Raw genomic sequence first — 20,618 nt, 5'->3', positions numbered from 1 at the left:
TCGTTAATGAAACACGATTGGAATTGCCCGCCAGGCCAATATGGGCGATTCAATAGTTGCCCAAACAGATGCCGGATTGGTCGAGAGAATTGCCGCAGTTGCAGTGCCATCCGCATTAGCTGCAAATGTGGCCGAAGCTGCCTTCCAAAGCCAATTTGGCAAATTGACCCCTGCTGTGTTCGCCAGGTAATCCATAGCTCCACCAATAGGGGTTTGCTCTAAAGTTGTGCCGAGCCCTTCTGCAATACCACGCGCACCTTGAGCATAACCGGACAGCCCAATAGCTGCCGATCCCATGCGAGGTACCGCACCACCCATACCAGGCACGTCAAGGCCACGCGGTACGCTGGTCAGCGGGTTGGATGAACCAGGCAATGGCCCTCTAAATACGGTAGCCGGCGCCCATGATTTCGGCATAACACCACCCGCCATTGCGGCCGCGTATGGCCCCAAGTTGACCGCATATTGGGTGACGAAATTCATGTAGTCATTCCAATAATTGGACCAATCGCGAGAGCAATCGCATTGGCAATTACTCTGCTGCGATGCGCCAGAACCGCCACCCGAACCACCGCCAGACGCTTGCAACCCCATCGGGTCCGTCAAAGAAACCGGGTTGCCGTCAACATAGGCATAAGTATTACCCCCCCCCACCCAACCCAATCGGATCGGACTGGATATACCGCCCCATATAAGGATCATATTCCCGGAAGCCGTTACTGCTCCGCGCAATCTCCTTGTCCCAGTACCGGCCCGACAAGGTAAACAACCAGGTTGCGGCTAGAGCTCCTGCCAAACAGACCCCATACAGCACAAACAACAACGCCCACCTGGCCGGTGGGCGTTCTTTTTTCCAAAGGTGGATGTGCGCACTTTTAAAACATCATGCTCCACCAGCAGGAGTATTTTTTCCTGATGACTCTGGATTGTCGGAAGTACCCCCTTGCTGGCCACCTCGATTGCGAGATCGATCGACACAATACTTGACGAGGATGGCAATCCCGCAAAAAAACAAAAGGAGAAGTACATCCCCCCACCAAGGGGCAAAGATCACGGCAAAGCGAACCAGTATGCCAATACCGATGAGCCCAAGAACGATAAGAATGTTACCAATGGGACCTATTTTCTTATTTGCCACAAGCACATGTCTCCAGTACCTCTCCAATAATGCCTGGAGCAAAGAGAACTGCGGTTACGGGATGCTCCCAGAGTGCAACGGATGCATCCGCTGCGGCGGTTGCGCCTATGCGCGAACACCCATGGCACCCGCTCGAACCACACCATTACCAGCCAGCGCATGGACTTGAGCCCTTTCGGATCTGCATTCACAACCGGGTTGCCGCCAACATATGCATAAGTATTAACCCCCCACCCAGCCCAATCGGATCGGACTGGATATACCGCCCCATATAAAGATCATATTCCCGGAACCCGTTACTACTCCGGGAAATCTCCTTGTCCCAGGACTGCCCCGGCAGGCGCAGGTTATACACAAACGTGTTGCCCGTACCTTGCGGATCTTCATACGGATTCGGTGCCGGTCCGAACGGGTTGGTTTCCCAGCGCCACACCACCTTGTTGGTGGCGGGGTCGGTCACCTGTTTTGCCGTTATATCTACAGTGCGTCGATAGTTCTCCAGACCCAAATATCGACCAAGCGATTATTTTTGTCGAACCCCCAAAAAGCGGTAACGGTCATGAAGCGGAATTTATAGACATTTGCCCAAACAGATCGGACACCAACAGTAATATTCTTATCCTGATCCAAATAGCCAGCATTCAGGCTGCTTCTACAATCGGTATAGTTCTTGTTGCATAAGGCATAGACCGCTTGCATCTCCGACCCAATTGGCGTCTTCCAAAGAAGACGCAAGCGGACTACGTATGTGCTCTGATAGCCAACGATTAGGACCAAAACAACAAGAAGCCCAAGCCAAATCATCTTTGTCTTCTTCACCGTCACTTTAACGCCCCCCGAATCGCCATGCTGGAAGCGGATGTGTATAGCCAGGAACTGGGCCACCGACAGCATTTTCTGGCGGCATGGAGAACCCAGCAGCCTCGCCTAGCCCTCTGGCGAAACTGTTCGAGTTGTACCCAGCATGCCAAAAGCAACTTGATGATTTGCATAGCTGATATCAAGCCCAGAGGGATCATTAAAGCTGATCGGGTTTCCGCCACTGTATGCATATGTATTGACGCCCCCACGCAGCCCGATCGGGTCACTCTGGATATACCGCCCCATATAAGGATCATATTCCCGGAACCCGTTACTGCTCCGCGAAATCTCCTTGTCCCAATACTGTCCCGGCAAGCGCAGGTTATACACAAACGTATTGCCCGTGCCTTGCGGATCTTCATAGGGATTGGGTGACGGTCCGAACGGATTGGCTTCCCAGCGCCACACCACCTTGTTGGTGGCGGGGTCGGTCACCTGTTTCGGGCTGCCCAAGTGGTCGGGCCAGACGTAGTACGCGACAGCGGTGCCCGCGCTGTTCAGCCGCACCGTGGCCGCCGGCCAGTCGCCGAGGTAGACCGTGTCCGGCACCATTTTGCCGGTGCCGTCATACTCGCCCAGGATGTGGCCGGCTTCGTCGTAAACCAGGCGCGTCACCACGCCGCTGACGGTCTTCTGCATGCGCTGGCCGATGGCGTTGTACGTGTACGTGCCCAGCACCGTACTGCCTTCGGTGGTTTTGACCATGCGGCCAACGTTGTCGTACACAAAGGTCGCGCCACCGCGGCTGGTCTGGTTGCCGGCGGCGTCATAGCCGAAGTAGACCACCGGGCTGGCGGGAATGTTGTTCAGGCGGTTGCTGGTGGTGCTGTGGACAAAGGGCAGGCCGGACGATGAGGTGCGGTTGCCGTTGGCGTCGTAGGTGTAGCTCCAGCTGCCAGTGCCTGCGATGCTGTTGGTGGTCATCCGGTCAAGACCGTCATAGCGATACGCGGCGGTAACTTGCGGATGGTTCGAGTCGACGATATCGGTGATGTTGCCGACGTTGTCGTAGCTGTAGACCTTGTTCGCATCGCCCGTGGTCATGCCAGCTCAGCTATCAGTCATTGGCACCCCAATACGGTAGCGCCACCCGCTCAAGCCATTGCGGAGGCGTACTCGCAAAAAAAACCTTGATTCCGTATTGTGCAAAACATTTATTTCGCATGGGATCAACTGCACAATGTGAATCGGCCCGGTAAGTAAACGACAAGGGAGCGGCCAATACTGATGCCTCGGCCCCTGCCAAACAGACCCCAGACATTAGAAACAACAACGCCCACCAGTCTGGCGGGCGCTTATCGCTATGTGGCGGGATATTCAAATGTTGAAGAACTTCGACTTTGGATTGAACTGGTTTACTGCTTTTGTTGTGGAGTAGAACCTCTCAACCTCATCAAGAGGATATTGCGAGAAACGAGCAGTCTGCAAACCGGTGCATCTAACTAGCGCTGCCAATGATTTGTCAGGAGGGCACACACCAAGTAGTTCAAGGTGCTTCAGCGATGCCATTTCTGCAACGGGTTCAAGAGAATCAATTGTAGTTCGCTTGCCAGCAGCATCCCAAGCGGGTGAGGTTGCCAGCGAAAGAGTTTCCACGTTGTCCAAGCCTGCCAAGGCTGCAAGGTCAGAAATTTTTGGCATATGCAAAATACTAAGAAACTTGAGTTTCTTCAGTGACTGCAATACCTCAAGAGACGAATCAGGATAGCCAGCGATCATTAACTCCTCGAGATTCTTGAACACAGAGAGAGCCTTCAAGCTTTTGTATTTGCAATGCCATATTCGCAATGCAGTCACATTTTCGGCTTGTTCCGGAACTGAAAACACTGAAGCAGTTTCTCTCATTAGATCCAAGTACATCTTGTCTCTCATTCCACAATACTAAAAGTGATGGTCCGCCAACCATTGACGTCCCCACTGAACGGCTTCGTCATACAGGTCCGGCCAGGTGCAATCGAGTTAATTTGATTCTGGAACTGAGGGTTTTTAATAATGAGCGCCTACTCAATTGCCCTCACCTGCACGGCGACCAATCCAAAAGCGACCGCGCAATAGGCGCACCGGTTAACGATACCGCCGTTGCGATTCTGCGCAGCCAGATCGGCAAGCACCTCAGCCGGGTATTCACGTACAAGGGCAAGCCGTTTACCGCAGCCAATACCAAAGCTTGGCGAGAAGCCCTCAAGGGGGCTGGCATAGAAAACTTTCGGCGGCACGACCTTCGGCATTGCTGGGCAAGTTGGCTAGTCCAGGCAGGCACGCCGTTGGCCGCGTTACAGGAGATGGGCGGGTGGCAATCGGTCGAAATGGTAAGGCGTTATGCCCACCGTTCGCCCGAACCGCTGGCATCGCACGCGAGAGCGCTTGATGACCACTTCGTCATAACTACGCCATACCAAGAAAAAAGGCCAGACGCGGCAACGTCTGACCTTTCGCTAAGTGCTTGATATTCCTGCTTCTAATTGGTGGGCCCTGTGGGGCTCGAACCCACGACCAAAGGATTATGAGTCCTCTGCTCTAACCGACTGAGCTAAAGGCCCACACGAAGAGGCGTGATATTACGGCTCGTTGCTCACGCTTTCAAGAAAACTCTTCAGGCGTTCCGAACGAGTCGGGTGACGCAGCTTGCGCAGAGCCTTGGCTTCGATCTGACGAATACGCTCACGCGTCACGTCAAACTGTTTGCCCACTTCTTCCAGCGTGTGGTCGGTGCTCATATCGATACCAAAACGCATGCGCAGCACTTTGGCTTCGCGTGGCGTCAGGGTGTCGAGCACTTCGCGCGTGGCTTCGCGCAGGCCGGCATACACTGCCGCTTCTGCTGGGGCCACCGTCACCGCATCTTCAATAAAGTCGCCCAGATGCGAATCGTCGTCATCGCCAATCGGCGTTTCCATCGAAATCGGTTCTTTGGCGATCTTCAGAATCTTGCGGATCTTGTCTTCCGGCATTTCCATGCGCGTTGCCAGTTCGTCCGGCGTCGGCTCCAGACCGGTCTCTTGCAGAATCTGGCGCTGGATACGGTTCATCTTGTTGATCGTTTCAATCATATGAACCGGAATCCGGATGGTGCGCGCCTGATCCGCAATCGAGCGGGTAATGGCCTGGCGGATCCACCACGTGGCGTACGTGGAGAATTTATAGCCGCGACGATATTCGAACTTGTCCACCGCCTTCATCAGGCCGATGTTGCCTTCCTGGATCAGATCAAGGAACTGCAAGCCACGGTTGGTGTATTTCTTGGCGATGGAAATCACCAGACGCAGGTTGGCCTCGATCATTTCGCGCTTGGCGCGACGTGCCTTGGCTTCGCCCGTAGACATCTGGCGGTTGATTTCCTTCAGCTCCTTGATCGGGAGCATCGCTTTTTCTTGCAGCTCTTTCAGACGGCCTTGTTTTTCAACGATGGCGTGCTGATAGCGCTCCAGGACCTCGGCGTACTTCTGGCCCGACGACAATTCTTCTTGCACCCAATCCAGATCGGTTTCGCGGCCCGGGAAGGTCTTGATGAAATGTTCGCGCGGCATGCGGACTTTCTGCGTGCACAGGTCCATGATTTCGCGTTCGTAACCGCGGATTTCATCAACCATCGAGCGCAGTTGGTCGCACAGTGCTTCAACCTGGCGTGCCGAAAAGCGGATGTTCTGGAACTGGTCTGCGATGCCTTGTTGCGCTTTTTGATAGCCCTTGCCTTGCACGCCTTCTTTTTGCAAAGAGGCAACCATCAGGGCGTACATCTCGCGCACCACCTCGAAGTGTTCGCGCGCCTGGCCCTTCAGCAGTTCCAGGTTGGCGGCGGAGACGGCGCTACCATCAGCGTCTTCGTCTTCTTCTTCGGTTTCTTCAGCGTCTTCGAGTTCTTCTTCTTCGACCACTTCGACCGGCGGTTGCGCTACTTCTTCAACCGCGTTGGGGTCGATAAAGCCGTCGATGATGTCGTCGATGCGGATTTCGTCGTTCAGGCCCTTGTCCACCAGCTCCAGAATCTGGGTGATGGTGGTCGGACAAGCCGAGATCGCCTGGATCATGTGCTTGAGGCCGTCTTCGATCCGCTTGGCGATTTCGATTTCGCCTTCGCGGGTCAGCAGTTCGACCGTACCCATTTCGCGCATGTACATCCGCACCGGGTCAGTCGTACGACCGAACTCGGAATCAACCGAAGACAATGCGGCTTCGGCTTCTTCGACGGCGTCGTCATCGGCGACAGCCGGCGTAGCATCAGACATCAACAGGTCTTCAGCATCAGGGGCTTCGTCGTAAACCTGAATGCCCATGTTGCTGATCATGCTGATCACACCTTCGATCTGCTCAGCATCGAGCATGTCTTCCGGGAGGTGATCGTTGATTTCAGCGTACGTAAGATAACCGCGCTCTTTACCGAGCACGATCAGGGACTTGAATTTTGCCTTACGGGCTTCAGCATCAAGTTGCTGATCCTCTTCGCCGTGCTTGCCGCCAGGAGCGGTGCCGCGGGTGAGGTCTACTTTGTCAGTATCGTGTTCTGCCGCCATGACTCGTGAGACTCGGAAAGATTCGGAAAAACCGAGGATTATATCAGATAACCCGGCTTCTGGATGCCAGAAGCCAGATCAATGTTCTTAGTGGGAAGTGATTATCACGTGCCCACATTTCAAGCCATCTGCCGGCGTTTATTTGTATCGGCAGTTAATTCGCCTATGTAGTGGCGCTTCGGGACTGCGTCAGCAAAGCCATATATTCTTGCCTTTCGACATCGGACAATCCTCCATGTGCCTGGCGGTACTCGAGTTCCGCCTTGCGGTTCAGTGTAGCCGCGCGAATCAGACTTTGCCCGGCCGCCTGGAGCGCGTTGGCAAACTCCAGTTCGCGCTCTTCTTCCGACCAACGCTCAAAGCGTGACATCCCGGCACTGGCCAACGCAGCCAGTCGTACATACACCGGATCATCCCGCCACAATTCCAGCAGTTGCGCCGAATTCATGCGCGCACCATGCGTGCGGGCCGATTGCAATACGTCCTGCAGCAGCTCGTCGCCATGCGCCGGCCAGTTTTGCCAGACCGGTTCACAGCGGGTGGCCAACACCGGCTCAAACAACAACAACTGCAGCAGCCCTTGCACCATATCGGGCTGCACGCGTGGCGTTAAGCGCGGCCGTTCTTCGTCGCGATCACGCCAGTTGCCCTTCTTTTTCCAGTTACCGCGACCATTGCCGCCCTCATTGCGCCAGCTATTGCTGTCGCGTGGTTTAAAGCGCCGCTGTGGCACAAAGCCATCGTCGAATTCGGGCGGATAGCCCGCATCATCGTAAGTTTGCGGCGCCGCTGCGTGGGCGGGTTCGGTGCGACCTGACAAAATCGGGTCAAGTTCAGACAATTCCAGCCGACATAGTTCAGCCAGACGTTTACGGATCATCAGGCCATAGGCCGGGGCCGTGACCTTGCTTAACAATGGCCGGGCCAGATGCACCAGTCGCGCGCGGCCTTCTTCGCTTTCCAGCTCAACCTGGGCTGCCAGTTCTCTAAGCAGAAACTGCGCCAGCGGCACCGCGTCCTGGGTAAGCACCTGTTCAAAGCGGTCGCGGCCAAACTGCTGCACGTAGCTGTCCGGGTCGTGCTCTTCCGGCAAAAACAGAAAGGCCAGGCGTTTGCCGTCCACCAGATATTCAAGACTGTTTTCCAGCGCCCGCCACGCGGCTTTGCGGCCAGCTTTGTCGCCATCAAAACAAAACACCACTTCGTCGGCCAGCTTCAGCAGTTTCTGCACGTGCACTGGTGTGCAAGCGGTGCCGAGCGTGGCAACGGCATATTCCACGCCGTGCTGCGCCAGCATCACCACATCCATATAGCCTTCTACGACCAGCACGCGCCCTTTGTCGCGTATGGCGGTGCGGGCCTGGCTCAGGCCATACAGCTCGTTGCCTTTCTGGAAAACCGGTGTTTCCGGGCTGTTCAGGTATTTGGGTTTGCCATCGCCAATAATGCGGCCACCAAAACCAATCACCGACCCGCGCTGGTTAAGAATCGGAAAAATCACTCGATCGCGAAAGCGGTCGTAGCGGCGATGCGATTCTTCGTCCTCACCCACCAGGCCCGCCTCGGCCAGCAATTTGTTCCAGTCGTAATCTTCAAAGACCTTTTTAAGGCCGTTACCACCGCTACCCGGCGCATAGCCCAAGCCAAAGCGGGCGGCGGTACGCCCTTCCAGCCCGCGGCCCTTCAGATAATTAATGGCGGCGGGCGCGCTTTTCAGTTGCTGTCGGTAAAATTCACTGGCCGTCTTCAATACGTCATAGACGCCCGGCTCGCCTTTGGGGGCAGCCGCGGCGCCACCGGCTTCTTCGGGCACCTGCAAGCCGACGCTCTCGGCCAGTTTGCGGATGGCCTCGGGAAACGACAGCGCCTCATATTCCATCACAAAGTTCACCGCCGAGCCGTGCGCACCGCAGCCAAAGCAGTGATAGAACTGCTTGCTGTGGCTTACCGTAAACGAGGGGCTTTTTTCTTTGTGAAACGGGCAGCAGGCGGAGTAATTCATGCCCGCTTTCTTGAGCGGCAGATAGCGCTCAACCACGTCGACAATGTCAACGCGGTTCAGTAAATCCTGAATAAATGCTTCGGGGATGCGCGCCATAGTCGACAACGCACAATGCCGGGCCGTTGTTTGCGCGCGGCATCATGCATCAGTGCCTTATTGCATGCGCGCTTTAACCAGCTTGCTGACTTCGGCCATATCGGCCTTGCCGGCGAGCTGCGTTTTGAGATCGGCCATGATCTTGCCCATGGCGGCCGGGGTCTGGCCATGTGCGGCGATGCAGGTATCGACGATGGCGGCCACTTCAGCCTCGGACATGCGCTCGGGCAGATAAGCCGACAGCACGGCAACTTCGGCTTTTTCTTTGTCGGCCAGGTCCTGGCGTTGGGCTGCCTCAAACTGGCTGATGCTGTCTTTGCGCTGCTTGAGCATCTTTTCGATGATGGCAGCGATGGCGGCGTCATCCAGTTCGATGCGCTCGTCCACTTCACGTTGCTTCATCGCCGCCAACAGCAGGCGGATGGTGCCCAGACGATCCGTCTCTTTGGCTTTCATCGCTGCTTTCATGTCGTCCGTGATGCGTACTTTAAGGCTCATGATCAATTTCTCTTGGCGATTGAAGCGTTACGTCGGCGACGTAACACAAAGACGGAAAGGCCGCACGTGTGCGGCCTTTCATAATCTGGCTTGCAGACTGCCCGGGCTTAGTACAGCTTCGGGGGCAGTTGCTGGCTGCGCAGGCGCTTGTAGTGGCGCTTGACGGCGGCAGCGAGCTTGCGCTTGCGTTCTGCAGTGGGCTTTTCGTAAAACTCACGGCTACGCAGTTCGGTCAGCAGACCGGTTTTTTCTACAGAGCGCTTGAAGCGGCGCATTGCGACTTCAAAGGGCTCGTTCTCTTTAACGCGAACAGAAGGCATCGAGCGTAAATCCTGTTGTTAGGGCTTAGTGCCCGGAAGAAAGCCACGGATTATCCACGACCTGAGCCCGCGTGTCAAAACCCTGTGCTTTGCGGGTGTTGCGTGAACAGGTACGATGTCGCCCTTGCCCACCCGACTTACGAGGCGAGCCCATGCTAGTGCTAGGCATCGAATCTTCCTGCGACGAAACCGGCGTCGCATTATACGACACTGAACAGGGCCTGCTGGCGCATCGCATACATTCGCAGATTGCCATGCATACCGAATACGGCGGCGTCGTGCCCGAGCTGGCATCACGCGACCATATCCGCCGCGTGCTGCCGCTCACCGAAGCCTGCCTGGCGGAAGCCAACCGCACGCGCCAGGACATTGCTGCGATTGCCTACACGGCCGGGCCTGGCCTGGCCGGTGCCTTGCTGGTGGGCGCCAGCGTGGCCAATGCACTGGCCTTTGCGCTGGAAAAACCCATCGTCGCCGTGCATCACCTCGAAGGCCATTTGCTGTCACCGCTGTTGTCGGAGCCGCGCCCGGATTTCCCGTTTGTGGCATTGCTGGTGTCGGGCGGCCATACCCAACTGATGGCGGTACGCGGCATAGGTCAGTACGAAATTCTGGGTGAGACCGTCGATGATGCCGCCGGCGAGGCCTTCGACAAATCCGCCAAGCTGCTCGACCTGGGTTATCCCGGCGGCCCGGCCTTGTCGAAGCTGGCAGATACCGGCGACGCCACGCGCTTTAAATTGCCGCGCCCGATGCTGCATTCCGGCGATCTGGATTTCAGTTTCTCTGGCCTTAAAACCGCAGTGCTCAATCTGGTGAATCAGCAAGCGCCCATCGACGACAAAACGCGTGCCGATATCTGTGCGGCCTTTCAGGAAGCGGTGGTTGAGGTGCTACTGAAGAAATGTGTGGCGGCGCTGCAGCAGACCGGCATGTCGCGACTGGTGATTGCCGGGGGCGTCGGCGCCAACAAGCAATTGCGCGCCGCGTTGAATGAAGCAGCACGTCGGCGCAAATTCGAAGTGTTCTATCCGCCGCTGGAATTGTGCACCGACAATGGCGCGATGATTGCGTTTGCCGGTGCGATGCGCTTGCAGTACGCCACGCCGCAATACAGTTACGGCGCGCGTCCACGTTGGGATCTGTCGACGTTGGAAGCGTGCTGAGCGCCCTGCTCGCTCAGTCTGTTATTCGAGAACGCGCAGCATATGCGCGTTCTCCAGCTTGATGCCATTGATGTCCACTTGCTGGCGCCCCTCCAGCGTGTAGCCACAGGCGGTAAAGACCGGCTGTGCTGCCAGGCTGGCAAAGGCTTCCATGCGGCTCAAGCCTTCGTAGCGCGCCATGGTTTCAGCTTGCTGCAACAAGGCCCGCGCCACGCCTTTGCGCGCAAATGCAGGATGCACAAACAGCCAATCGACCACGCCTTCATGCGTCAGGCTACAAAAGCCCGCCACCACATCTGCTTCCAGCGCGTGCCAGACATGATTGTGGGCCAGCTTGTTGCGCCAGGCCGCGCCGTCGGCCAGACCGCGCTCGACCCAGGCGCGGCGCTGTTCCGGCGTGTAATGCGGCGCGGCCAATACTGATACCGAAGCAAAGAAACAACTTTGCAACGCCGCCAGATCGTCCGGGCCTGCCTGTCGAATCAGCATCAGGCCACCTGATAGTGATCGTGCAACACATTGCCCAATTGCAGCATCAACTGGTCGCCCGAAACAATCGGGCCCACGCCTTCCGGCGTGCCGGTGTAGATGAGATCGCCTTCGGTCAAACCAAAGCGATCAGAAATCCAGGCGATCAGCGCCGGAATATCAAACGCCATATCGCGCGTGTGCGCCTGCTGCACCAGCGCGTCATTGATATGCAGCGTAAAGCTCACATCGGCCGGATGGGGAATCGCCTCAGCGGGCACAAATTTGCCGAGCACAGCGGCGCCGGCAAAGCCTTTGGCCAACGTCCACGGCTGGCCTTTTTTCTTGGCTTCGGCTTGCACGTCGCGCGCGGTCAGATCCAGGCCCAGGGCGTAACCGGCCACGTAGTGCATCGCATCTTCGCGCGCAATATGGCGGCCGCTTTTGCCGATGGCGACGACCAGTTCGGTTTCGTGATGGATTTCTTTGGACCATGCCGGCAGTTGCAGCGGGGTGCCAGGACGGACGATTGCGGAATTGGGTTTCAGAAACACCATGGGCTCCGCGCCGATGCTGGAGCCCATTTCGGCCGCGTGCGCCTGATAATTGCGGCCTACACAAAAGATATTCGCAACGTTGAGGGTGCGATCGGCAATCTGGATTTGCGGCACGGCTGGTACTCCCAAAGGTAGAGCCGTAATTTTGCGCCAGCGCGCCGAATCTGACAAAGCCCGCCAACGTAAATCTTACGTCGGCGTTTGTCTTAACGTGGCCCTAGCGTATCCACAATGCGGCGCTGAACAACAGGATCAGCGCTAACCACAGCAGTACCGATCGCCAGATCAGGCCGACGGCACTTGCAAGATAATCCGGGTTGGCGGCTTCGCCCAGGCCCAGTTCGGGGCGAAACTTGACGGTGTGATCCTGATGCAGCACATCGCCCAGGCGGATGCCGATGGCGCCAGCGCCCGCGCTCAGCAGGATGCCGCTGGTGTAATCGGCCCAGGTGCGCGCTTGCGCATTCCAGCAATCCACCGCGTCCTGAAAATCGCCCATGATGGCAAAGCTGACGGCGGTCAGGCGCACCGGAATATAGTCGAGCGCGTCATGCATCATGGTGGCAAAGCGGCCAAAGGCATTCTGGTTGTCGAAAGCGCCCCATTTCTGCGCCAGCAAGCTGGAAGTGCGATACAGCACGGCGCCAGCCGGGCCGGCAATCCAGCCCAGAGCCACAAACCAGAACACGGTGCCAAACACATAACGGAAAGAATCGACCAGGCCTTGCTCGATGGCCAGGCGCGAGATTTCATCGGGCCCCATTTGCGAAGTGTGTTGCCCGGTCCAGTCGGCCAGCAACAGACGCGCACTATCGACGTCATCGATCTGCAGCGCGCGCGAGATGCCCGAAAAAGCGTGGCTGAACTGGCGGAAGCCCATGGTCAGATACAGGATGGCCACATTCCACAACAGCGCCATTAACGGGCTGTGTCGCGCCAGCAAAAAATACACCGAGATCGCCACAATCAGCGGCGGCAGCATGGCCAGCAACCAGCCGTAGACACCATTGCGATATTCGCCGGCGTTGAGATTGCGTTCCAGATTATTGGCTAGCCGCACAAAAGCCAGGTAGGCGGGGTTGCGACTACTGATGGGGCGGAGTTGCTCCAGCGCCAAAGCGATGATCAACGACAAAAAGGTCATAAAACCCATCCGGGAAGCGCTGGTGGCAACCGCGCTTGCTAGTTTTCAGAATGCATATTCGATAAGCGGGCCTGCGCGCCGTTGGCGGCGCCAGTCCAGGCACGCACGATACCACAGCCCCACTATGGCACTAAAGCCGCGTTACGCTGACATAAGACTTATGCAATTCGGGTTGAAATGCGCTGGGCGCTGCCCCATTTGTTATAAACTCGCATTTCCGCAAAAGCCGTTTCCGGGATCTTGAAACGACCGCGAGTGGCCTCGCAGTAGCCAAACCGAGTCCCGCCAACCGAGGAGATACATCTATGGCACATACCCTTCCCCCCCTGCCTTACGAAAAAAATGCGCTCGCCCCGCACATGTCCGAAGAGACACTCGAATATCACTATGGCAAGCATCATCAAACTTACGTTACCAATCTGAACAAGCTGATCGAAGGTACTGAGTTCGAAAACCTCAGCATCGAAGAAACGGTCAAGAAAGCCCCGGCCGGTGGTTTGTTCAACAACTCCGCCCAAGTGTGGAACCACACCTTCTTCTGGGAAAGCCTGGCACCGAACCCATCCGATGCAGACCGCGCTCCGACTGGCGCTGTGGCTGACGCGATCAACGCCAAGTGGGGTTCGTTCGACAAGTTCAAAGAAGCCTTCAACGCTTCGGCCGCCGGCAATTTTGGTTCGGGCTGGACGTGGCTGGTTAAAAAGCCGGATGGCTCGGTGGACATCGTCAACACCTCTAACGCCGCTACCCCGCTGACCACCGCCGACGTCGCCCTGCTGACCGCCGACGTGTGGGAACACGCGTACTACATCGACTACCGTAACAGCCGCCCTAACTACCTGGGCGCGTTCTGGAAGCTGGTGAACTGGGATTCCGTGAGCAAGCGCTTCGGCTAAGCAATCGCAGTTTGATTGCACCCCTGAGAGGCCCGCACTGCGGGTCTTTTTTACGTCTGGCGTTGGGCGGGCCCACCGTCGGTACACGCCAGATACGGGATACGGCTGGCGGCGCCGGGCAGGGCTTTCTATGCTCCCGGAACCAGCCAAGTTAATCCGCGCGGAGCCCGCCAGCATGACCCAAGCCACCGGTGCGTTTTCGGTTGCGATGACGCCCACATCGCCTGATCTCGATCCTGAAACGCAACAGTCTTTGCTGCCCGCGCCGCTGGCACGCCTGCAACTGCTCAAGTATTACAGCGGCGATCTGCAAGCCACCGGGCGGGGCCAGATGTTGACCGCCATGACGGAAGTGGAAGGCTCGGCCGGCTATGTGGCCATCGAACAGGTGGAAGGCATGTTGCACGGCAAGCAAGGCAGCTTTGTACTGCAACACAGCGGCACCATGGCGCGCGGCCAGCCGCAATTATCGATCAGCATCGTGCCGGATTCGGGCACGGGCGATCTGTTCGGCATCAGTGGGGTTTGCCGGATTGTGTTGCAGGATGGCGGGCATAGTTACGTACTGGATTATGAGTTACACGGCTAAGCCGCAACCCTCCCCCTGAACTGCGCGCGCGGGCTGCGCACCTGTTTCGTGCAGCAGGCCGCAATTCCACAAACGGTTTCGTGGCTTTTTTGCGTCAGGTGTGCGCCATCATTGACAGTACATTTCTTACAGCGATACCAATGCGTACCCGCGTTGCACCCCGCAAATTTGCTGATTCAGGCCGCCTGAAGGCCGCTTTTTACCGCCCGGCGTAAGTTACGGCACTCTGGCAAGCATCCGTCGCAGGCATTTGATCTGATTACAGTAAAGCCTGTTTGCACAGTGTTGGCACGGTGCCGTGAATGCGCTTGCAGCGTCAAAATGCGCCGTATAGGATGCGCAGAGGATGGAGTTGCGCATGACAAGGCGTAACCGCAAACAAGTAACCGCACTGAACCGGTCGATACAAATAAACCGGCGCGAAACGGACACATTCAATGTGCAACGGCCGCGCCGTTTTCGACTGCGGCGCTGTTACCACAAATACATAAGAACCGAGATTCGATCCATGCAACGAAGCAATCTGCGCGAGCACGGCTTTACGCTGCTCGAACTGTTGGTAGTGCTGTTGATTATTGCGCTGTTGGCCGGTTACGTCGGGCCCAAGCTGTTTGGTGAAGTCGGCAAAGCCAAAATGAAAACCGCCGCCAGCCAGATGAAATCACTGGCCGACGCGCTTGATCATTACCGGCTGGATGTCGGCCACTACCCCACCACCGAACAAGGTCTGGCCGTACTCAGCGTCAAACCGGGCGACGAAGCCAAATGGCAAGGCCCCTACCTGACCAAAGACGTGCCCAACGATCCGTGGGATCACCCCTATGTTTATCGCCGCCCTGGCGAAAACGGCCATGATTTCGACCTCATCACCTATGGCGCCGACGGCAAGCCCGGCGGCACCGGTGAAGACGCCGACATCTCGTATTTTCAGTAACGCAGCCCGCGTCACTGACCCCTAGCCATGCGCTACAAAGTCAAAGCGCTCCAGGCCGGCTTGTTACAAGAGCTGGACCTGGAGGCCGCCAACGAAGCCGAGCTCAAGCAGCGCCTGTCGTCGCAGGGGCTGGAGCTGGTGTCGGCGCACGCCCAGCATCGGGTCAGTTTTCGCAAAAGCGAATTTGCGCTGTCGCTGTTTACCCAGGAATTGATTGCCCTGCTCGAAGCTGGCCTGACCCTGGTCGAGGCGGTAGAAACCCTCAAGGAAAAAGCCGCTGCCGACGGCAACCGCGTGGTGCTCTCGCGCCTGATTGATGGCTTGTATCAGGGCCTGCCGCTGTCACGCGTGCTGGGGCAGATGCCCGAGCATTTTCCGCCGCTGTATATCGCCACCGTGGGCTCGGCCGAAAAGACCGGCCACCTGGCCAATGCGCTCAAGCGTTACCACCATTACGAATCGCGGCTGGCTTCGGTTAAAAAGAAGATTATTTCGGCGCTGGTTTACCCGGCCGTGATCATCAGTATCGGCAGCTGCATCATGTTGTTTCTGCTGTTTTATGTGATTCCCAAATTCAGCCAGATTTACGCCAGCATGAAAGACCTGCCGTTTGCCGCCGCCGTGCTGCTGTGGTGGGGCAATCTGGTACATGACCATGGCCCGGTGTTGTTTGCCGGCATTGTCGGCACGATTGCGCTGGCGATTGTGTTGCTGCGCACGCCTGCAGTGCAGGCCGCTTTATTAGAAGCGTTCTGGCGTTTGCCCAGCCTGGATGGCTATCGTCGCCTGTTTTCGCTCACGCGCTTTTATCGCACCGTTGGCTTGTTGTTGTCGGGCGGCTTGTCGGTGGTGGCGGCGATGGAGCTGGCGGCGCAATTGCTACCCACGCCAATGCGGCTGGCGCTAACGCGCGCGCTGGTCGATATCAAGGCGGGCCAGACCGTGTCCGCCACCTTGCCGCGTTATGGCCTGACCACGCCCGTCGCCGAACGCCTGTTGCGGGTGGGCGAGCAAAGCGGCGAGCTGGCCACCATGGCCGAACGCGCCGCGCAGTTTTGCGACGAAGAACTCGACCGCGCCATCGATATGTTTACCCGTCTGTTCGAACCGATTCTGATGCTGATCATCGGCGTGATGATCGGCTCCATCGTCTTCCTTTTATATATGCCGATCTTCCAGCTGGCCGAGAGCACGCAATGACCGCGCTAACGCTCGAACTGATCAACCATCTGCGCCAGACCCAGACCGACGCCGCTCTACCGCTGCAAATCCAGCAAACGCTGGGGCTGGATGATCTGACTTATCGCGCCGAAATCAGCCGTTTTCTGGGCTTGCCCGCGCTGGACCGGGACGAGCTGACCGCACAGTTTCCGCGCTACGATCTGCTGCCTTATGCCGAAGCCGTCGGCCGCCAATGCGTGCTGGTGGAAGACACCGAAGGCCATCTGCGCCTGGTGCTGGGCGATCCGTTTGATCGCATCACGCGCAACTGGGCACAGCAGCGGCTCAACGTCAGCTATGTGACGGCGTTTGCGCATTTCTCCGATGTGCGCACATGGCTGGACAGTTTCGAGACCTCGCATCGCGCCATGGACCAGATGCAGGCCGGCCCCGACGCCGAAACTGGCAATGAGGGCGTTACCGAAATCTCGCTGGCTACCATCGCGCGCGATGCCTCGCCCGTGGTGCGGCTGGTCAATTCCACGCTGTATGACGGCCTCAAATCCAAGGCGTCGGATATCCACCTCGAAAGCACCGCTACCGGCTTGTCGATCAAATACCGTATCGATGGCGTGCTGTTGCATATCGGCGGCGCCAATGGCGTGGAAACCGCCGAACAGGTGATTTCGCGCATCAAGGTATTGGCCGATCTGGATATTTCCGAGCGCCGGATTCCGCAGGATGGCCGCTTTAAAGTGCTGGCCAATGGCCGCGATGTGGATTTCCGCGTCTCGATCATGCCGTCGATTTATGGCGAAGACGCCGTGCTGCGGATTCTGGACAAGCAAAACGGCGGCGATGCCTTCAAGCAATTGCGGCTGGATATCCTCGGCTTTGATGACGCCACCATGGCCAATATCCGCGGCCTGGCCACCGAACCCTACGGTTTGTTGCTGGTAACCGGCCCGACTGGCTCGGGCAAATCCACCACGCTGTACGCCACGCTATCTGAGATCAACACCGGCGAAGAAAAGATCATCACCATCGAAGACCCGGTGGAATACCAGTTGCAGGGCATTCTGCAAATTCCGGTCAACGATAAAAAAGGCCTGAGCTTTGCACGCGGTTTGCGGTCCATTTTGCGGCATGACCCGGACAAAATTCTGGTCGGCGAAATCCGTGACGGCGAAACCGCCAATATCGCGGTGCAAGCGGCGCTGACGGGCCACCTGGTGCTAACCAGCGTGCACGCCAACAATGTGTTTTCAGTGCTTGATCGCTTTATGCATATGGGTGTCGAGCCCAACAGCTTTGTCGATGCGCTGATTGGCGTGGTGGCGCAGCGTCTGGTGCGCAAGATTTGTCCGCATTGCATGACCGACGATGCGCCCGATGACGAATTGCTGGAAGCCTCCGGCGTGACGCGCGCGCAAGTGGCGCATTGGCGCTTTCGCAAAGGCAGCGGCTGTAGTCACTGCCGCGGCACTGGCTATCTGGGCCGCAAAGCCATCGCCGAAGTGCTGCGCCTGAACGATGAATTGAAACAAGCCATTGCCGGGCGCGCGCCCGCCGTTGAAGTCAAACAACTGGCGGCCAGTCTGGGATTCTTGAGCATGCGTCAGGCCGCGATGGCCGTGGTGGCGCGCGGTGAAACCACTTTGCAGGAAGTAAACCGTGTCACGTTTGTGGATTGAGCACACCGCCTGGCTGACCCGCCGCCACGTGTTGCTCGCCAGCGGGCCACGGTTAGCCCTCGGCCAGAAAAAAGGCGCGCCGCTGCTGCAGCGGGCGCATGCCGCAGTACAAGCGGTGGGTGACGACGCGGTACTGCGTTTGCAGCAACTGCTTAGCCACGCGCCGCGCGGCAGTCTGGGGCTGGATCAGCTCAACCTTATTCTTGGCGCGCCGTGGGTGCGCTATGCCGTGCTGCCCTGGCAAGCGTCGCTCAAGCGCGAGGCCGATTGGGAAGGTTACGCCCGGGTCTTGCTGGCGCAGCAATATGGGGTTGCCACCGATACCTGGCGCATACGCGTGGCCCCTGGCGGCTTTGGCCAGGCGCGGCTGGCGGCGGCGGTGGACCAGGGTTTGTTCCAGACCGTGTTTGAGATGGCGCGCGCGGGCAAATTGCGCCTGAGTCAGTGCGAGCCATTATTGATTACCGCACTCAACCGCCATCACGCCCGGCTCAAGGCGCGCGAATTTGCGCTGGTGCTGCTGGAGAGCGAATACGCCACCTGTCTGTTCTATCAAAAAGGCTGGCGTAGCGTTATCACCCAGCCCTACGCGGTGCCGCCGCATCAAGCACCCGATATCGAGCAACTGAGCGCACTGGTGCGCGACGCCGCTGTGCTGGGTGGCGAAACCATGCCGCTGCACATCTATGTGACCTCGTCTGATGTGCCGCTGGCCAGCTTGTCCGGCAACGGCCCGCTGCAATGGTTGGGCGGCGTGCATCCGCGCTTTAGCCAGCCCATTGATCTGCGTGGCAGCAGCGACGCGGTTGAGGTGGCGGCATGAAGCCGGTGCAACTCGACTTTCAACGTAAACCGAGCAGCACGCCGTGGCTGGGTCTGTTGCTGGTCGCCGTCGGCGTGACGGTGATTTTGTGGGCATTGGCGCAGCAGGATATTGCACGCCAACGCCAGCAACAGGTGGCCGATCGCGAAGACGCCGTGGCGTGGCTCAAGCAGAAACAAGACCAGGCGCAAATCGCCGCGCGCAAAGAAACCCCCATGAACGATAAAGTGGCGGCCATCCGCCGGGGCCAGTTGCTCAGCCCCATGCCGGCGCTGGCGTTGCTGGAAGAATACTGGAGCAAGGATATCGGCCTGACCAAGCTCGAAGTGGTCACCGCCGACCATGACATCAAGCTGGAACTTGAATCGCGCACGCTGGAAGACACGCTCAGCCTGGTCGACAACCTGACCAGCGATCCGCGCGTGGGCAAGGTGACCTTTGCGCATCAGGGCTTGAAGGTGGTTGATCCGTTCAAGCCGACCCAATCGCAACTGGAATTCACCTGGCGCGAGGTGGTGCGATGAATGGCGCGCGCCTGTTATGGACCTTGCGGCAATGGCCGCGCCAGGCCGGTTTGCTGGGCTGGGTGGGGCTGGCTTTGATGCTGGCGGGCTGGTTGATCTATCGCCAGGACGTGGTGCCGGTCAATCAGGACCTGGACCGGCGCGAAATTGCGCTCGACACTGCGCGGCATCAGCTACGCGCCGCCGCCCAGGCCAGTGCCGCCGCCGCCGCCGCGCCCGCGCCGCTGGACACACCGGACCAGTTTACCGACCTGCTGCGCCAGCTGACCGAGCTGGCCAATGCGCGCCATGTGGCGATTACGCAAAGCGAATACAAATCGGTGAGCGAAGGCGACGGCCATCTGATGCGCTTTGGCATTCAATTTCCAGCGCAAGGCCGCTATCCGGATTTGCGCGGTCTGGCCGCTGATTTGCAGGCCTTGCCGGGCGTACGCGTCGAGTCGCTGATGTTCAGCCGCAGCCAGATCGGCGACGACAATCTGAGCGCGCAACTGACGCTCAGCTATCTGACGGAGGTGCGCTGATGCTGTCGCGCCCACTGCAGATTGTGCTGGCCATTACCGTCATCCTGACCGGATACGCGTGGTGGCAAGGCCGCAATGATGATGAGAACGCCGAGAACGCAATGCCGGTGCGCGCGCGCAGCCATGCGATTGCATCCATCGCCAGCGAAGCCGCGCTGGCGCATAGCGCTGCGCTGATGAATGCCTCGGCCGTGGCCAGCCACGCCAGCGCGGCCAGCAGTGCCAGCGGCGTGGATCTGTTTCCGCGCCAGAATTGGCAACCGCCGCCACCACCGCCTACCCCAACGCCCAAACCCACCCCCACGCCCAAGCCAATGGCACCGCCGCTACCCTTCCAGGTGGTCGGCACCTGGCGCGAAGGGGCCAATGACCGCATCGTGGTGGAAGTGGGCGGCCAGCAATATGTGATCTGCGCTCGCTGCGATGCATTGGGCCGCATACAACAAGGAGAAGTGCTGCTCGGGATTTACCGTGTGGATCAGGTTACGCGTGACGCGATCACGTTTACCTATCTGCCGCTGAATCAGGTGCAGACACTGCCCGTCGGAGGAACGCCGTGAAGCGTGCGTCATTAGCTGTTTTCAAGAGTCCGCCGCGCCAGTTGGTGCTGGCGTTGCTGTTGCCGCTGGCCCTGCTCAGCGCGTGTATGCCCCCGGCAGCGCCCGAAGCGGGCCGCCAGTTAATCCTGCAAGGCGACCCCGAAGGCGGGCTC

At 58.2% G+C, this 20,618-nt stretch carries 25 protein-coding genes and 1 tRNA gene; 11 read left to right on the top strand and 15 right to left on the bottom strand.

What is annotated here, in order from left to right; genetic code table 11:
- Positions 1–3 precede the first annotated feature (3 nt).
- The 7 genes from ACYQ1A_RS16245 to ACYQ1A_RS16215 form a co-directional block, all read right to left on the bottom strand.
- Positions 4–483, bottom strand: a complete 480-nt coding sequence (locus tag ACYQ1A_RS16245) for a hypothetical protein (RefSeq protein WP_499363610.1) — start codon at positions 481–483, stop codon at positions 4–6.
- A 157-nt stretch (positions 484–640) separates the two neighbouring features.
- Positions 641–814, bottom strand: a complete 174-nt coding sequence (locus ACYQ1A_RS16240) for an RHS repeat-associated core domain-containing protein (RefSeq protein ID WP_499363737.1) — start codon at positions 812–814, stop codon at positions 641–643.
- A 69-nt stretch (positions 815–883) separates the two neighbouring features.
- The gene (locus ACYQ1A_RS16235) at positions 884–1,138 is read right to left on the bottom strand and encodes a hypothetical protein (protein ID WP_499363608.1); all 255 of its coding nucleotides are present in this window, start codon (positions 1,136–1,138) and stop codon (positions 884–886) included.
- Between the two features lie 187 nt (positions 1,139–1,325).
- On the bottom strand, positions 1,326–1,598 hold the full coding sequence (locus tag ACYQ1A_RS16230; RefSeq protein WP_499363606.1) for an RHS repeat-associated core domain-containing protein: 273 nt from the start codon (positions 1,596–1,598) through the stop codon (positions 1,326–1,328).
- Between the two features lie 17 nt (positions 1,599–1,615).
- Positions 1,616–2,023, bottom strand: a complete 408-nt coding sequence (locus tag ACYQ1A_RS16225) for a hypothetical protein (RefSeq protein ID WP_499363605.1) — start codon at positions 2,021–2,023, stop codon at positions 1,616–1,618.
- A 42-nt stretch (positions 2,024–2,065) separates the two neighbouring features.
- On the bottom strand, positions 2,066–3,043 hold the full coding sequence (locus ACYQ1A_RS16220; RefSeq protein ID WP_499363604.1) for an RHS repeat-associated core domain-containing protein: 978 nt from the start codon (positions 3,041–3,043) through the stop codon (positions 2,066–2,068).
- A gap of 273 nt (positions 3,044–3,316) precedes the next feature.
- Entirely contained in the window at positions 3,317–3,859 is a 543-nt protein-coding gene (locus tag ACYQ1A_RS16215; RefSeq protein ID WP_499363603.1) for a hypothetical protein, read from the bottom strand.
- Positions 3,860–3,963: 104 nt separating this feature from the next.
- On the opposite strand from ACYQ1A_RS16215, the gene ACYQ1A_RS16210 reads away from it, so the two are divergent.
- Positions 3,964–4,446 (top strand): site-specific integrase, encoded by a 483-nt coding sequence (locus ACYQ1A_RS16210; protein WP_499363602.1) that lies wholly within the window; start codon positions 3,964–3,966, stop codon positions 4,444–4,446.
- Between the two features lie 16 nt (positions 4,447–4,462).
- Here ACYQ1A_RS16210 and ACYQ1A_RS16205 read toward each other — a convergent pair.
- From ACYQ1A_RS16205 to rpsU, 5 genes are all read right to left on the bottom strand, one after another.
- Positions 4,463–4,539: transfer RNA gene (locus ACYQ1A_RS16205), tRNA-Ile, on the bottom strand.
- Positions 4,540–4,557: 18 nt separating this feature from the next.
- Entirely contained in the window at positions 4,558–6,510 is a 1,953-nt protein-coding gene (rpoD, locus tag ACYQ1A_RS16200; protein ID WP_499363601.1) for an RNA polymerase sigma factor RpoD, read from the bottom strand.
- Between the two features lie 163 nt (positions 6,511–6,673).
- Positions 6,674–8,608: a DNA primase gene (dnaG, locus tag ACYQ1A_RS16195; protein WP_499363599.1), complete on the bottom strand. Its 1,935-nt coding sequence runs from the start codon at positions 8,606–8,608 to the stop codon at positions 6,674–6,676.
- Positions 8,609–8,665: 57 nt separating this feature from the next.
- Entirely contained in the window at positions 8,666–9,106 is a 441-nt protein-coding gene (locus ACYQ1A_RS16190) for a GatB/YqeY domain-containing protein (RefSeq protein WP_499363597.1), read from the bottom strand.
- A gap of 107 nt (positions 9,107–9,213) precedes the next feature.
- Positions 9,214–9,426 carry a 30S ribosomal protein S21 gene (rpsU, locus tag ACYQ1A_RS16185; RefSeq protein WP_053936257.1) on the bottom strand — a complete coding sequence of 71 codons (213 nt, stop codon included), beginning with the start codon at positions 9,424–9,426 and terminating at the stop codon, positions 9,214–9,216.
- Positions 9,427–9,578: 152 nt separating this feature from the next.
- Here rpsU and tsaD point away from each other — a divergent pair, with 152 nt between their 5' ends.
- Positions 9,579–10,592 (top strand): tRNA (adenosine(37)-N6)-threonylcarbamoyltransferase complex transferase subunit TsaD, encoded by a 1,014-nt coding sequence (gene tsaD / locus ACYQ1A_RS16180; RefSeq protein WP_062221549.1) that lies wholly within the window; start codon positions 9,579–9,581, stop codon positions 10,590–10,592.
- 21 nt (positions 10,593–10,613) lie between these two features.
- Here the strand turns inward: tsaD and ACYQ1A_RS16175 are convergent, their stop codons facing one another.
- The 3 genes from ACYQ1A_RS16175 to ACYQ1A_RS16165 form a co-directional block, all read right to left on the bottom strand.
- A complete protein-coding gene (locus ACYQ1A_RS16175) occupies positions 10,614–11,081 on the bottom strand; it encodes a GNAT family N-acetyltransferase (protein WP_499363594.1) in 468 nt (155 codons plus the stop codon).
- Positions 11,081–11,731, bottom strand: coding sequence for a fumarylacetoacetate hydrolase family protein (locus ACYQ1A_RS16170; protein ID WP_499363593.1), 651 nt, complete (start codon positions 11,729–11,731; stop codon positions 11,081–11,083). Before ACYQ1A_RS16170 ends, ACYQ1A_RS16175 begins: the two co-directional genes overlap by 1 nt.
- A gap of 103 nt (positions 11,732–11,834) precedes the next feature.
- Positions 11,835–12,761: a CobD/CbiB family protein gene (locus ACYQ1A_RS16165; protein WP_499363591.1), complete on the bottom strand. Its 927-nt coding sequence runs from the start codon at positions 12,759–12,761 to the stop codon at positions 11,835–11,837.
- Between the two features lie 305 nt (positions 12,762–13,066).
- Between ACYQ1A_RS16165 and ACYQ1A_RS16160 the strand changes: the two genes are divergently transcribed.
- From ACYQ1A_RS16160 to ACYQ1A_RS16120, 9 genes are all read left to right on the top strand, one after another.
- Positions 13,067–13,657 carry a superoxide dismutase gene (locus ACYQ1A_RS16160; RefSeq protein WP_053936253.1) on the top strand — a complete coding sequence of 197 codons (591 nt, stop codon included), beginning with the start codon at positions 13,067–13,069 and terminating at the stop codon, positions 13,655–13,657.
- A gap of 175 nt (positions 13,658–13,832) precedes the next feature.
- Positions 13,833–14,246, top strand: coding sequence for a DUF3224 domain-containing protein (locus tag ACYQ1A_RS16155; RefSeq protein WP_062221580.1), 414 nt, complete (start codon positions 13,833–13,835; stop codon positions 14,244–14,246).
- Between the two features lie 508 nt (positions 14,247–14,754).
- Positions 14,755–15,180 (top strand): type II secretion system major pseudopilin GspG, encoded by a 426-nt coding sequence (gene gspG / locus ACYQ1A_RS16150; RefSeq protein WP_062221543.1) that lies wholly within the window; start codon positions 14,755–14,757, stop codon positions 15,178–15,180.
- A 27-nt stretch (positions 15,181–15,207) separates the two neighbouring features.
- Positions 15,208–16,380 carry a type II secretion system F family protein gene (locus ACYQ1A_RS16145; RefSeq protein WP_499363588.1) on the top strand — a complete coding sequence of 391 codons (1,173 nt, stop codon included), beginning with the start codon at positions 15,208–15,210 and terminating at the stop codon, positions 16,378–16,380.
- Positions 16,377–18,035 (top strand): GspE/PulE family protein, encoded by a 1,659-nt coding sequence (locus tag ACYQ1A_RS16140; RefSeq protein ID WP_499363586.1) that lies wholly within the window; start codon positions 16,377–16,379, stop codon positions 18,033–18,035. The genes ACYQ1A_RS16145 and ACYQ1A_RS16140 overlap by 4 nt, the downstream gene beginning before the upstream one ends.
- The gene (locus ACYQ1A_RS16135; protein ID WP_499363584.1) at positions 18,016–18,858 is read left to right on the top strand and encodes a hypothetical protein; all 843 of its coding nucleotides are present in this window, start codon (positions 18,016–18,018) and stop codon (positions 18,856–18,858) included. The genes ACYQ1A_RS16140 and ACYQ1A_RS16135 overlap by 20 nt, the downstream gene beginning before the upstream one ends.
- On the top strand, positions 18,855–19,382 hold the full coding sequence (locus ACYQ1A_RS16130) for a hypothetical protein (RefSeq protein ID WP_499363582.1): 528 nt from the start codon (positions 18,855–18,857) through the stop codon (positions 19,380–19,382). The genes ACYQ1A_RS16135 and ACYQ1A_RS16130 overlap by 4 nt, the downstream gene beginning before the upstream one ends.
- Entirely contained in the window at positions 19,379–19,906 is a 528-nt protein-coding gene (locus ACYQ1A_RS16125) for a hypothetical protein (protein WP_499363580.1), read from the top strand. The genes ACYQ1A_RS16130 and ACYQ1A_RS16125 overlap by 4 nt, the downstream gene beginning before the upstream one ends.
- A complete protein-coding gene (locus ACYQ1A_RS16120) occupies positions 19,906–20,466 on the top strand; it encodes a hypothetical protein (RefSeq protein ID WP_499363579.1) in 561 nt (186 codons plus the stop codon). The genes ACYQ1A_RS16125 and ACYQ1A_RS16120 overlap by 1 nt, the downstream gene beginning before the upstream one ends.
- Positions 20,467–20,618: the final 152 nt, after the last annotated feature.

Source organism: Silvimonas sp. JCM 19000, assembly GCF_054652575.1.
Note: the sequence above shows the minus strand (reverse complement) of the source record. Positions and strands in the feature narration are given on the sequence as shown.